General features: G+C 70.2%; 13 protein-coding genes. 6 read left to right on the plus strand and 7 right to left on the minus strand.

Annotation, left to right across the window (positions count from 1 at the left end; all coding sequences use genetic code 11):
- The first annotated feature begins 39 nt into the window (after nt 1-39).
- Nucleotides 40-2,148, plus strand: a complete 2,109-nt coding sequence (locus tag BLT27_RS00915) for a CARDB domain-containing protein (RefSeq protein WP_089731148.1) — start codon at nt 40-42, stop codon at nt 2,146-2,148.
- A 23-nt stretch (nt 2,149-2,171) separates the two neighbouring features.
- Here BLT27_RS00915 and BLT27_RS00920 read toward each other — a convergent pair whose 3' ends face one another.
- The 4 genes from BLT27_RS00920 to BLT27_RS00935 form a co-directional block, all read right to left on the minus strand.
- Complete coding sequence (locus tag BLT27_RS00920) at nt 2,172-2,708, minus strand: heme NO-binding domain-containing protein (protein WP_089731149.1); 537 nt, start codon at nt 2,706-2,708, stop codon at nt 2,172-2,174.
- 69 nt (nt 2,709-2,777) lie between these two features.
- The gene (locus BLT27_RS00925) at nt 2,778-3,632 is read right to left on the minus strand and encodes a ribose-phosphate diphosphokinase (protein WP_089731150.1); all 855 of its coding nucleotides are present in this window, start codon (nt 3,630-3,632) and stop codon (nt 2,778-2,780) included.
- 462 nt (nt 3,633-4,094) lie between these two features.
- Entirely contained in the window at nt 4,095-4,994 is a 900-nt protein-coding gene (locus BLT27_RS00930; protein WP_089731151.1) for an HVO_0234 family beta-propeller protein, read from the minus strand.
- Between the two features lie 64 nt (nt 4,995-5,058).
- Entirely contained in the window at nt 5,059-5,304 is a 246-nt protein-coding gene (locus BLT27_RS00935) for a hypothetical protein (protein ID WP_089731152.1), read from the minus strand.
- 120 nt (nt 5,305-5,424) lie between these two features.
- On the opposite strand from BLT27_RS00935, the gene glmM reads away from it, so the two are divergent.
- The gene (gene glmM / locus BLT27_RS00940; protein WP_089731153.1) at nt 5,425-6,789 is read left to right on the plus strand and encodes a phosphoglucosamine mutase; all 1,365 of its coding nucleotides are present in this window, start codon (nt 5,425-5,427) and stop codon (nt 6,787-6,789) included.
- Here the strand turns inward: glmM and BLT27_RS00945 are convergent.
- Both BLT27_RS00945 and hisI read right to left on the minus strand, forming a co-directional pair.
- The gene (locus BLT27_RS00945; protein ID WP_089731154.1) at nt 6,786-7,880 is read right to left on the minus strand and encodes a DUF7118 family protein; all 1,095 of its coding nucleotides are present in this window, start codon (nt 7,878-7,880) and stop codon (nt 6,786-6,788) included. The two genes, glmM and BLT27_RS00945, sit on opposite strands and share 4 nt — an antisense overlap.
- The gene (gene hisI, locus BLT27_RS00950; protein WP_089731155.1) at nt 7,873-8,244 is read right to left on the minus strand and encodes a phosphoribosyl-AMP cyclohydrolase; all 372 of its coding nucleotides are present in this window, start codon (nt 8,242-8,244) and stop codon (nt 7,873-7,875) included. The genes BLT27_RS00945 and hisI overlap by 8 nt, the downstream gene beginning before the upstream one ends.
- A gap of 194 nt (nt 8,245-8,438) precedes the next feature.
- Between hisI and BLT27_RS00955 the strand changes: the two genes are divergently transcribed.
- The 4 genes from BLT27_RS00955 to BLT27_RS00970 all read left to right on the plus strand — a co-directional run bounded on the left by BLT27_RS00955 (nt 8,439) and on the right by BLT27_RS00970 (nt 11,384).
- The gene (locus BLT27_RS00955; RefSeq protein ID WP_175526329.1) at nt 8,439-8,918 is read left to right on the plus strand and encodes a hypothetical protein; all 480 of its coding nucleotides are present in this window, start codon (nt 8,439-8,441) and stop codon (nt 8,916-8,918) included.
- Nucleotides 8,919-9,254: 336 nt separating this feature from the next.
- Nucleotides 9,255-9,680 carry an HIT family protein gene (locus tag BLT27_RS00960; protein WP_089731157.1) on the plus strand — a complete coding sequence of 142 codons (426 nt, stop codon included), beginning with the start codon at nt 9,255-9,257 and terminating at the stop codon, nt 9,678-9,680.
- Between the two features lie 48 nt (nt 9,681-9,728).
- Nucleotides 9,729-10,493: a ParA family protein gene (locus BLT27_RS00965; protein WP_089731158.1), complete on the plus strand. Its 765-nt coding sequence runs from the start codon at nt 9,729-9,731 to the stop codon at nt 10,491-10,493.
- Nucleotides 10,494-10,535: 42 nt separating this feature from the next.
- A complete protein-coding gene (locus BLT27_RS00970; protein ID WP_089731159.1) occupies nt 10,536-11,384 on the plus strand; it encodes a glycerophosphoryl diester phosphodiesterase membrane domain-containing protein in 849 nt (282 codons plus the stop codon).
- A gap of 5 nt (nt 11,385-11,389) precedes the next feature.
- On the opposite strand, the gene BLT27_RS00975 is transcribed toward BLT27_RS00970, so the two are convergent.
- Entirely contained in the window at nt 11,390-11,905 is a 516-nt protein-coding gene (locus BLT27_RS00975) for a DUF7858 family protein (RefSeq protein WP_089731160.1), read from the minus strand.
- Between the last annotated feature and the right edge of the window lie 63 nt (nt 11,906-11,968).

The following is an 11,968-nucleotide window of genomic DNA, read 5'->3' on the forward strand; positions in this document are numbered from 1 at the left end:
GGCACAAGACACATCTTCTCGCCGTCCGTTCCTCGCGCCATGTACCGACGGGTGACGCTCATCTCGATTCTTCTCATCTCGCTCGCCGCCGTCCCCGCCGCGACGCCGGTGTCGGACCCCTCGGACCGTGCGTCCATGCAGGCACCGGGGTCGGCGTCGGACGCCCTCTCGACGGCCGGACCGGCCCACGCGGCGGGCCAGCAGTCCGTCCCGACGATCACGCGGACGCTCACGCTGCACCTGACGCCGGACACCGCCGGCGAGATACGGGCGGTGGTCAGCTTCGACATCCCCGACGAGGTGACCGAGCTGCGGCTGCAGCTCCAGTCCAACGCCGATGTCCAGTCGACCGAGCACTTCGAGCGCGACGGCGACGGGGAGTACGCCTGGACCGGCGAGGGTACCGGCGGCACGGTGACGTTCACCTACGACGCCAACGAGACGGACGACAGCGGTGGCCGGGCGGCGCTCGCCGACGGCCTGGGTGCCGGAATCGACACGCAGGCGGCCCAGTACGCCTTCGCGGACACCGGCGACTGGGCGATCACGCGTGTCCCCGGCCTGGGCAGCTCGTGGCGCTGGCGAGGTGCGGACGACGTGAACCTCGAGAAGCACGTCGCGGTCGCCGGCGAGGGGACGACGGGCGGCTACATGGCCTACCTCGGGCCGATGACGACCTACAGCGAGACGGTCGACGGCCAGGAGATCACGCTCGCGGTGCCCGACGCGGCGGCGATGCGCGAGTCGCCCGAGGCCGTGCTGGCGAGCCTGGCGAACGCGAGCGAGCAGCTCCGCGTGGGCCAGCGCGACGAGACCGCGCTCGTCATCGCCGCGCCGCAGGCCCTCGACTGGTCGTCCGCCGGTCTCCAGTACGGCGACACGGACGCGTGGGTCGTCGCCGACGCGCGGCTCGACCGGGCGAACAACGTCTGGCTGCACGAGTACGTCCACACGAGACAGGAGTTCCGCACGAACCGGTCGGGGCAGTGGCTGACCGAGGCGACGGCGGACTACTACGCCGCGCTGCTCGCGTACGAACAGGGCCACATCGGCTTCGATGCGTTCCGCGAGAAGCTCGAACGCGGGAGCGAGGACCCGCAGTCGACGGCGGTGCTCGCCGAGCCGGCGACGTGGAGCAACAGCGCGAACTACCTCAAGGGCTCGCTCGTCACGGGGGCCATCGACCGTCGGCTCCGGGCCGCGACCGACGGCGCGACGTTCCAGCGGGTGTTCCGGCGGCTCAACGGTCAGGAGGCGCCCGTCGACAACGCCGACATCCTGGCGGCCGTCGAGGCGGCAGCGGGCGCGGACACGCGGTCGTACGCCGACCGGTACACGTCGGGCTCGGAGGTTCCGGACGCCTGGTCCCGGGACACGCACGCCGAGCTGTTCGGACCGGTGGCCGCCTCGTTCGCGTACATGCTCGCCGAGGGCTCACCCGCGGTCGCGGGGCCGTACCGGAACACGACCGTCGGCAACTCACCGACGCTGGCGGCCGGCGAGACGCTGTCCGTGGCGGCCACCGTCGAGAACGTCGGCGGTGGCGTCGGCACGTACGAGACCCGGTTCGTCGTCGACGGCACGGTCGAGGCGACGGAGTCGGACGAGCTCGACCCCGGCGAGACGGCGACGGTCACGTTCGAGCGGACGTTCGACGAGGCCGGCACCTACGACGTTCGCGTCGCCAACCGCGAGCTGACCGTCACCGTGCGCGAGCCGGCGACCCCGCGGGTGACGAGCATCGAGGCCCCCGAGTCGGTCACGGTCGGCGAGCCGTTCACCGTCCGGGCGACCGTCGACAACGAGGCGGCCTGGCCGGCCGCGGGCGAGGTCTCGCTGTCGCTCGACGGCGAGGAGAGCCGCACGGAGACGGTCCGACTACCGCCCACGAGCAGACTCACCTACACCGGGACGGTGACCGTCGGCGAGACCGGCGACCACGTCGTCCGCGTCGGCGGCGAACAGGTGAGCGTCACCGCTGTCGAGGCGGAGACGACGGCCGGCGGACCCGGCACCGAGGACGGGAGCGCGGCCGGCAGCGACGATGGCGGTGCGGGCGGCTCCCTGCCGACGCCGGGGTTCGGTGTCACCGGTGCAGTGGCGGCGCTGGTCGGTCTACTCGCAGGGCTCGGGCTGCAGCGGCAGTAAGTGGTGCATCGGTGTGGGCCGCCCTACGCGAACTCGACGGTCAGCTCGCAGTGCCCGTCGCCGTCGTGCATACACGCGCTCTCGGAGATGGTGACCTCCTCGTCGAACTCGTCGGCGATGCCCTCGATGATGCCCTTCGCGAGGTGGCAGAGCCGGCGCTCGGACTGGTACTGGACGACGTACGTGTCCGCCGCGATGCGGTCCGTCGAGACGGTCGGGAACGCGGCGTCGTCGTCGCCGGTCTCGATCTGTCGGTAGATCTCTTCGAGGTTGGCGACGACCTCCTTCGTGCCCCAACCGCTCTTGACGTGTGCCTTGAACGTGTTGAGCAGCTCCGGCGCGAGGTACGTTCCGACGTTGCGCTGGACGACCGGCTCCGCGGTCCCCGTCTGTTCGGCGACGACCGCGATGGCGTCGGTGAACTCCTCGTCCGGATATCGCGACACCGGGAGGTAGAGTTTCGGCTCGATGCCCGCCGCTTCCAGTACCTCGTCCCAGGTCGTCCCCGGCACGTGCTCCCCGACGAACCCCTTGAGTGATTTGTGTAGTATCCCGTGCATGGCCACACCGCCGCCCCTTGCGAGGCTACGTACTGTAGGAACGCTACGAGGTATAAAGAATCCGTGTTTTTATTCCGACAATTCTCTCGCGACAACCGGTGCCACGGAGACGGCGCTGACGGGGCGTTCGAGCGTGTCGGTGCCGTAGACGGCCTCGACGCCGGTGCGGGCGAGCTTCGTCGGCGCGTTCCGCGCGAGCAGCGGGTGGACCGTCGTGACGTACACGCGCGCCGCGTCGCGGTCGTTCAGCACGCCGATGGACTCGCTCATCGTCGAGCCGGTGGCGACGATGTCGTCGACGACGACGACGTCCCGGCCGGCCACGCCGGCGTCGCTCGGGCTGACCTCGACCTCGGAGCCCGAGTGGCGGACCTTCTCGAAGTAGTCCGTCTCGCCGCGGCCGTAGGCGTCCCGAACGGCCTCGGCGAGGTCGCAGGCCCCCTCGTCCGGCGCGAGGAAGAGCGGCTCGGCCAGGTCCTCGGGGAGCGGTTCGGCGAGCCGTGGCGCGGCGTCGAGCGCGACCGCCGGCGGGTCGAAGAACTCGCAGACGCCCGCCTCGTGCGGGTTGACCGTGAGCACGCGGTCCGCGCCGGTCGAGATGGCCCGCGCGACGGCCCGCGAGGAGACCGGCTCGCCGGGGTTGAACGCCTCGTCCTGGCGCGCGTAGCCCATGTACGGCAGGACGGTGACGACCTCGCCTGCACCGGCCTCGCGGGCGGCGTCCTGGAGCTGGAGCAGTTCGACGAACGCGTCGCTCGTGACCGTCGAGGCGACCACGATGGCGCGCTCCGGCGCGGTGTCGCCGATGCGGACGAGCAGCTCCCCGTCGGGGAACCGCTCGTACTCGACGGGCGCGAGGGGCTCGCCGAGTTCGGCCGCAAGTTCGGCCGCCAGGGACTGGGAGGCCGAGCCTGGGAGTATCATGTGGGAGTGCTCGCCGGCCTGCCTAATTCCACTTTCGTTACGGCGGGGATTCTGGGGAGACGGTCCGGGCAAGGTTTCGGTTGAAGAGAGAGCGGTTTCGAACGGCCAGAAAGCCCCGGCTGTCTCGACTCGGGGGCTTCGCTGCGCTCCTCGTACCTGCGGTGCTTGCGTCAGCCGCTGTCGTCGAGACAGCCGCCCCTTTCAGTCCCGCCCCGCGACCGCACCGTACCTCACGCCTCCCCAGCCTCTTCGCTCGGTCGCAGTGCTCCACGGCTCGCTTCGCTCGCCGTTCCGCGTGGAGACGCTCGCTGGCGCTCGCGTCTCCCACTCCCTCGCTCATCCCTCGCACGAGAGAGGCGAACGGCCTCGCAGGCTCGGCACGTTCGCCAGCCGCGCGCCGGTGGTAAAAAGTTTACAATTATTGTAAACTCTGAGGCTCGCGGCCCGAATCAATCCTCACCCTCAACGCGGCCCGACAGCCGCAACACCCGCCACGTCGGGGACCCCGAGCGACTGCCCGCGCCAGCCGTCGTCGGCCGCCGCGAACACCCGTCCCTCGGCGGTCACGAGGTACGTCGTCCGGTCGTGGGCGACCCCGACGACCGTGCCGTCGGGCTGGTCCGGGTAGGCCACCCACCCGTCCCCGGAGAGCGCGACGAACTCGCCGTCGACGACGGCGTGGGCGCGCTCGGGTTCGTCGGCGTCCGCGGCACCCGTCTCGCCGCCGTCGCTCTCGACCACGGTCGCGAGGCCCGAGAGTTCGTCCAGCCAGCCGTTGCCGAGCCGGTAGAGCCCGTCGCCGGTCGCAGCGCGTGGCGCTCCGACCGCACTCACGTCGCGGGCGTCGTCCAGGCCGACGTGCGTGAGCTCGCTGCCGACGCGGTAGACGCCGTCGACGGCGGCACAGAGGTCGCCCGAGAGCGCCCGGACCTCGCTCTCGACGCTGCCGCAGTCCGTCCAGTCGTCCTCGTCGACATCGCCGCCACCGACCCCGAGCCGGGAGACGCCGTCGTCCGGAGCCGCCGCGAGAACCGCTGGCCCGTCCGCGCCGGTGTCGGCCACGGAGACGGCGACCGCCTCGCCGTGGCCCGTCGTCGCGAACTCGCCGACGTGCGTCTCCTCCTCGTGGGTGCCGACCCGGCCGACGAGCACGTCGTCGTCGGTCGCCACCGCTACCACGCCACCGCCGGCTGCCACGTCCCGGGCCGTCCCGCGCGCCACGAGCTCGAACCCGCCGACACGCTCGTCGACCACGTCGACCGCGACGCAGCCGACGCCCGAGGCCACGTACAGCGTCGCCTTCCGCTCGTCGCCGTCGTAGACCCGCTTCTCGTCGAGACTGATGTCCTTCTCGGCGCTCATGCCCGGACGTGGGTGGGCCGGGGTCGAAAACGATGCGGTCGGCGTGTGAGCGGGGACCCCCGACTCAGAGGTCGGTCGCGACGCGCAGTTCGGTGTCGGTAACGGTCTCGACGGCGTCCGCGTGGACCTCGATGTCGTCCTCGTCGGCGTCGCCGAAGCCGAAGCTCTGGACGAGCGCCTCGGAGATGCCCGCCTCGGGCTCGACGTAGGCGACCTGGGCCTCGGCGTCGACCTCGGTCACGATGCCGATCTGCTCGCCTTCGATGTCCATGAGGTACTTCCCTTCGTCTTCGGTGGAGAGCACTGTCATTCCAATCGAACGATGGTTCCCGATACGAAATAAAAGTGCGGTTCGAGCCAGGGGTCTGGAGACGACTCCCCGCCACAGCTTCGGAATCCATTTGACGCCGCCACACCCACACCTACCCGAATGAAGGTATTCGGTTCCAGCGGGACACGCGGCGTCGCCAACGAGGCGCTGACGCCGACGTTCGTCCTCCGCGTAGCCAAGGCGGCCGGCACGGCGTGGGGTGCCGACCGGGTCGCCATCGCGCGGGACACACGGGCAACGGGCGAGATGCTCGCCGACGCGGCCGCGGCCGGGCTCACGAGCGTCGGGGTCGACGTGGAGCGTCTCGGCCGTGTGCCGACACCGGGCACACAGGCATACGCCGAGCGCGAGGGCGTACCGGCGATGATGATCACGGCCAGCCACAACCCGGCGGAGTACAACGGCGTCAAACTCGTCGGCGACGACGGCGTCGAGCTCGCCGTCTCCGACCTCGAGCGCGTCGAGGACATCTTCCTCGGCGAGCGGTTCGAGCCGGCGACGTGGGACGAGGTCGGCCGGAGCACGCGCGTCGAGGACGCCGCGGACCGCTACGTCGACCGCCTGCTCGCTACGGTCGACCGGGAGAGCATCGCCGAGGCGGAGCTGACGGTCGCGCTCGACCCCGGCCACGGCGCCGGCGCGCTCACCTCGCCCGAGTTCTTCCGGCGGCTGGGCTGCCGCGTCGTCACGGTCAACGCACAGCCGGACGGCCACTTCCCCGGGCGCGACCCCGAACCCGTCCCGGAGAACCTCGGCGACCTGGGCGACCTCGTCCGCGCGACCGACGCCGACGTGGGCATCGCACACGACGGCGACGCCGACCGCGCCATCTTCTACGACGAGACCGGCGAGTACGTCGAGGGCGACGCCACGCTCGCCGCGCTCGCCGCCGCCGAACTCGGGCCCGAAGACGTCACCGTCTCCGCGGTGAACGTCTCCCAGCGTCTCGTCGACGTGGTCGAGGAGACCGGTGCGAGACTCGAGCTGACGCCCATCGGCTCGACGAACATCATCACCCGCGTCCGCGAACTGCTCGCCGCAGGGGAGCACGTCCCGCTCGCCGGCGAGGGCAACGGGGGTATCTTCTTCCCCGACTACCACATCGCCCGCGACGGGGCCTACACCGCCGCGCGCTTCCTCGAACTGCTCGCCGAGGCGCCCGTCAGCGAGGTCGTCGCGCCCTACGGCGGCTACCACAACGTCCGCCGGAACGTCGAGTACGACCGCGAGGCGGAACGCACCGCGATGCTCGCCGCCGCCGAGGAGCGCGCCGCGACCGCCGACGCCGACCTCGACACGAAGGACGGCTTCCGGCTCGACTACGGCGACGCGTGGGTGCTCGCCCGTCCCTCGGGCACGGAGCCGCTGGTGCGCGTCTACGCCGAGGCGCACGACGCCACCCGCGCGGACGAGCTCGTCGACGGGATGTACGAGGCGCTCATCGACGCCAGGGAGTCCGCCTAGAGCGCCGCCTGCAACGTCTCTCGTTCCTCCCGCAGGTCCGCCAGCTCGTCCGCGACGGAGCCGGAGGCCAGCCGCTCGCGCCCCTCGTCGTCGAGCTCGTCCAGCGCGACCGCCGCCGTCCGTAGTCGCTCGTACTCGTCGTCCCAGGTCAGCTCGCGCACCGTCCGCAGCATCGCGACCACCTCCTCGTCGGCGACCCGCGAGACCAGGGGAATGCGCTCCTCGCAGCGCCGGCGCAGCGCCGCCGCGGGCCCGGGCGGCCAGTCGAGCTGGAGCGACGACCCGTCGAGCCGGTCGAGGTAGGTCTGGCGGGTCGCCACCGCCCGCTTCAGCGCGGTGGCGTCGTCGACGTAGTGGTCCAGCTTCGACGGCGAGTAGTCAGCCAGTTCGAGCAGCCGCGGCACCGTCTCCGTGCCCGCCTCGTGGGACTCGACGTACTCGACGAGGTCCGCGGGCGGTTGCTGGACGTCCACGAGCGGGTAGTGCGCCGCGCTCGCCGCGAACTCCAGCAGCTCGCGCGCGCTCACCTCGGTCCGGTAGTCGGCGAACGCGGCGACGACCGCCTCGTTGAACGCCGCGATGGGGTCCCTGAGCCGCTCGACCGGTGCGTCCAGGTCCGCCTCGCCGAGCTCGACCAGCCGCTCGCGCTCCGCGATGGCATCCTCGATGTCCTGTAGCCGCCGCTTCGCCTCGCGCTCGGCCTCCCGGAGCTCCGCACGGGCCTCACGTTCCTCGTCGAGCAGGCCCACCAGCTCCGACGCGGGCTGGAGTGCCGCCCGGGCCGCCGCGAAGTCGGACTCGGAGAGCCGGCGCTGGTCCACCGCGTCGAGCGCCTCCTCGAAGGCGTCCCGGCGCGGCAGGTCGTCGTCCAGGCCCTCGACCGTCGTCGTGAACTCGTCCTGGAACGTGACGAACGACTGGAAGTCACCCGTCCCGGTCGCCGTGTCCTCGTAGCGGTCCAGCAGCTCCATCGCCGTGCGGTGTGCCGACTCGACGGCCTCGAGCTGATCCCGGGCGTGGCGCTCGACTGCCGCCTCGGCCGCCTCGACCCGCTCGCGCGCCGTCCGCAGGCGCTCGATGGCGTCACTCATACACGTCGTCGGGGTCGAACACCTGTTCGCCGACCGTCTCGCCCTCGACGGTCCGGTGGAAGCACGACCGGAACCCCGTGTGGCACGCGCCACCGTCCTGGTGGACGCGGTAGAGGAGGGCGTCGCCGTCGCAGTCCAGCCGGACCGACTCGACGGCCTGCGTGTGCCCGCTCGTCGCGCCCTTCTCCCACAGCTCGTCGCGCGACCGGGAGTAGTAGTGTGCTCGCCCGGTCTCGACGGTCCGTTCGACCGCCTCCTCGTTCGCGTAGGCGAGCATCAACACCGCCTCGGTATCGACGTCCTGCGCGACGACCGGGACCAGGCCGTCGTCGCCGAAGTCGAGTTCGGACAGCGCGTCTGTCATTGTCGAAGCCTCGGCCGTGGCGGATATGGGTCTTTTCCTGTGGGTAGTTCGTGGCAGAGTCGTGCGGAGGGGGCGTGTCCAGTCGGCAGCTGGACTTACAGGGCCCACGGCGAGGGCCTCGCAGAGTTCGTATCTGTATACGGTGAAACGATATCCCCCACACTGATTTCCCGTCGATAGCTGGTGAGAATCAGATGGACTCCGACCGATCGCTCCACTCCACTCCGTCTTCAGCATCGAAGCGGGCGAGTCGAAACCCGCCTACGAAGCGAGCAGCACTCGTTGGTGGGAGTGTCGGGATATGTATCGGCCTGACCTCTCATCTTCTGTTACTGGAGTATTCTGTGGTATCCATCACCGTCTGTCTCCTGTACGCCGTCGGAGTGACGCTCATGATCGACTATTTCAGGATCCTCCGACGGACCCCCTACGATGGCGGGAGTTGGTGGACGATCGCGTTCGGTGCCACCACCGGACTCGTTCTGATGGTTATTCAACTGGTCTACCGCCCAATCGTTCCAGATCAGATCGCAGTTCGGCGCCTCCCCCCGGAGGAGGTCATAACGGTTCCGTTCGACCTCATCCTTGTACTGTGGCTCCTCGTATTCGGTGTCGCGTTAGTCTCACTGACCTACGGAATCGGAATGGCAGTAACGGACATGTCCGAAGGCTAGTCCTCTCTCGGCCTCCCGCTGGCTGGTTCCGACCTGCGCCACCCTTCCAACCAACCTCCGCCGCCGTGGTGACCAGCTACCGAGTGCCGACGGTGTGATGGGACGATTAGCACACGAAAAAGCAGGGTGAACGGTGAGTTGGACGGGTTCGGAACCGTAGAAGACTGGCTCCGTGACTCTCCAGCTGGTACCGACTGGGTACGACCAGTTGCAGACCAGTAGCACACCAGGTAATATGCCGCCCCACCCGAAACGAAGGGGTTTGGGGCATACAGACACCCCGACAGAGCAGCTACGCGGGAAACCTTCTTGACGAATCCAGCAGACTCCACACGTATGGAGGACTGCATCTTCTGTCAGATCGTCGCGGGCGACATCCCGAGCCGCACCGTCTACGAGGACGAGCACGCGTTCGCGTTCCTGGACGTGAACCCGCTCGCACCGGGGCACACGCTGGTCATCCCGAAAAACCACCACGAGACGCTCGGCGACCTCCCGGCCGAGGAGAGCGCGGCGCTCGCGGCGGCAGTCCACGAGGTCGCGCCCGCGGTGGAGTCAGGGATGGACGCCGACGCGACGACGGTGGCGTGCAACAACGGCGAGGCGGCCGGCCAGGAGGTGCCCCACGTGCACTACCACGTCGTACCGCGCTACGAGGGCGACGGCTACGGCCCGATCCACGCGCTGTTCGACGGGCCGACCGACGTGAGCGACGACGAGCTCGACGACATCGCCGACGCTATCGGGACCGCACTCGAATGACCGGGGCGATTCGGATATTTTTTACGGGAAACCGAGAGAGTAATTTGTATGTTCGAACAGGACCGGTCGGCGGCCGTGATGGGCGTCACCGGCGGCGCGGGTGCGACCAGGCTGACGGTCGAGCTGGCGACGACGCTGGCGCGCGACGGCCGGGACGTGGCGGTGTTCGACGCGGCGTTCGCCACGCAGGGGCTCAGCCAGTACGTCCACGGACGTATCGACGCGGACCTGACGCGGCTGCTCACCGACGAGGCGGTGACGCCGGAGGGCGCGATGGTGGACCTGCAGGTTGACACGTCCGGCGACGTGAGCGTCTGTCCCACCCACGCGCCGTTCGAGCGCCTCGCCCGGGCGAAGTCGGGCGAGGAAGCCGAACGCTTCGGTCAGGAACTCCGCGACGCGACCGTCGCCTACGACCACGTCCTCGTGGACACGCCACCGGTGGCAGACAACCCCTCCATCGCGGCGGTCAGCGCGACCGACACCGTCGCCTGCGTCGTCCCGTCTTCGAAGCGCGGCGTGGACACGCTCGCCCGAACCCGGGACCGGCTCGCCGACCTCGGCGTCGAGCCACACCGCGTCGTCGCGAACCGGGCTGCGGCACCGGCGACGCGGGACTCGACCCCGGTCGAATCGGCGGACGTCACCGTCCCGGAGAGCGACGTCCGCGGGGTCACCGACGCCCCGGTCTGTGTCGAGGATGCGACGGGACCGTTCGCCCGCAGCGTCGCGACCGCCGCCGAGGCCGTCTTCGAGACCGAACTCGACGTGGAGTTCCCGCGGGAGGGGCTCCGAACCCGCCTCTCGTTCTGAGAGACGAAAAAACTTTACAGTAAGTTACATATCTGTTCCCGTATGGCAGTAGAACCCGCTCGCACGTCCGACGTCGGGACCGTCGGCGTGCTCTCGCGTGCGGCCGACGCCCTCTCGGCCGACCCACGCATCCTCCTCGCCGGCGTCGCGGTGGTGGCACTGGGGTTCGTCCCCTACGTCTCGAACGTCGCCTCCACGGTCGTCGGCGGCCTCGCAGTCGTACTGACCCATCAGGCGCTCGTTGGAACGCCCGCAACCGACCGCAGCTATCTCCGACGCACCCTCTCGGCCATCGGCGCGACGGTCATCGTCGCCATCATCGTCGTCTCGGCCGTCCTCGCCGGCGTCATGGCCCTCGCCATCGTTGCGCTCGCGGGCTTCGTCTTCCCGCCGTTGCTGGTGCTCGCCGTCGTCGTCGGCATCGTCGGTATCCTGCTTCCGGTGCTGTACCTGGTGCTGCGCCTCCACCTCGCGCTCCCCGCCGCGTTCATCGACGGCGAGACCGCCACCGACGCGGTGCGCCGGAGCTGGGACCGCGCCGGGGGCAACGTCGTGACCGTGTTGGGCGTCCAGCTCGTCACCGGGCTGCTCTCGGTGCTCGCCGCGCTCCTCATCGCGTACGCCTTCGGCATCCCGTTCCCGGGCGTCGTCGAGTCCGGTGGGGCCTTCTCGTTCTCCGCGGAGAACCAGGAGCTGGTCTCCCAGTCCGCGATGGTGCTCCGGTACACCGCGGTCGGCTCCTCGACCGTCTCGGCGACCGTCCCCGGCCCCGAGTTCCTGCTCGGCTACTCGGTCGTCGGCGGGCTGTTCACCGCGCTCAACTACAGCTCACAGGCCGTGATGTACCAGGTGTTCGACGACGCTGGTGTCGAGACGCCCGCCGGCGTCTGAACCGCTCAGAGGAAGTCGTCCGCACCGCTCATCGTCTCCGCGAGGGCGTCTCGCTTCGCGACCGACGCGTCGTCCGACCGCGAGAAGGCGTCCGCGACCACGTCCTCCGCACCGGGCAGTGGCTCGTGACTCTCGACGAACGCCGCCAGCGCGAACTCGCGTTCGCTCGCGCCGCTGAGCGCCCGCGCGTCGGCTCGCGACAGTTCGCCGGCGAGCCAGTCACGCACCAGCTCGCGGCCCTGCGGCGAGACCGGAGAGACGCCCTCGAGTCCGAGTAGGTGGAGCACCTTCGCGGCCGTCGTCGGCGCGACCCCGGCCTCGTGTCCGGCCGCGTCGACCGCGCTCCCACCGACGTAGGCGTCCACGACTGCCGCCGCGGTCTCAACCGGACACGGCAGGTCGTCGGCGTAGCCGGCCAGCCGGTCGGGCAGGTCGCCCGCGGTCTCGTCGGCGAGGGCGACGCCGCGGTCGCGCTGCTCCGTCGTCACACACAGTCCCTCGGCGATGTCCGCCAGCCCCATAGCTATCGCTTCGGCCGTGACTGAATAAAAGGCACGGGTCGAGCGCCGACGCCGCCAGACGAC

This window comes from Haloarchaeobius iranensis (assembly GCF_900103505.1).
Lineage (GTDB): Archaea > Halobacteriota > Halobacteria > Halobacteriales > Natrialbaceae > Haloarchaeobius > Haloarchaeobius iranensis.

Coding starts and splice junctions, on each gene's coding strand:
- BLT27_RS00975 (WP_089731160.1), bottom strand. CDS start 11,905: ATGGGGCTGGCGGACATCGCCGAGGGACTGTGTGTGACGACGGAGCAG.
- BLT27_RS00955 (WP_175526329.1), top strand. CDS start 8,439: ATGGACTCCGACCGATCGCTCCACTCCACTCCGTCTTCAGCATCGAAG.
- BLT27_RS00935 (WP_089731152.1), bottom strand. CDS start 5,304: ATGACAGTGCTCTCCACCGAAGACGAAGGGAAGTACCTCATGGACATC.
- BLT27_RS00945 (WP_089731154.1), bottom strand. CDS start 7,880: ATGAGTGACGCCATCGAGCGCCTGCGGACGGCGCGCGAGCGGGTCGAG.
- BLT27_RS00965 (WP_089731158.1), top strand. CDS start 9,729: ATGTTCGAACAGGACCGGTCGGCGGCCGTGATGGGCGTCACCGGCGGC.
- glmM (WP_089731153.1), top strand. CDS start 5,425: ATGAAGGTATTCGGTTCCAGCGGGACACGCGGCGTCGCCAACGAGGCG.
- BLT27_RS00920 (WP_089731149.1), bottom strand. CDS start 2,708: ATGCACGGGATACTACACAAATCACTCAAGGGGTTCGTCGGGGAGCAC.
- BLT27_RS00925 (WP_089731150.1), bottom strand. CDS start 3,632: ATGATACTCCCAGGCTCGGCCTCCCAGTCCCTGGCGGCCGAACTTGCG.
- BLT27_RS00915 (WP_089731148.1), top strand. CDS start 40: ATGTACCGACGGGTGACGCTCATCTCGATTCTTCTCATCTCGCTCGCC.
- hisI (WP_089731155.1), bottom strand. CDS start 8,244: ATGACAGACGCGCTGTCCGAACTCGACTTCGGCGACGACGGCCTGGTC.
- BLT27_RS00970 (WP_089731159.1), top strand. CDS start 10,536: ATGGCAGTAGAACCCGCTCGCACGTCCGACGTCGGGACCGTCGGCGTG.
- BLT27_RS00930 (WP_089731151.1), bottom strand. CDS start 4,994: ATGAGCGCCGAGAAGGACATCAGTCTCGACGAGAAGCGGGTCTACGAC.
- BLT27_RS00960 (WP_089731157.1), top strand. CDS start 9,255: ATGGAGGACTGCATCTTCTGTCAGATCGTCGCGGGCGACATCCCGAGC.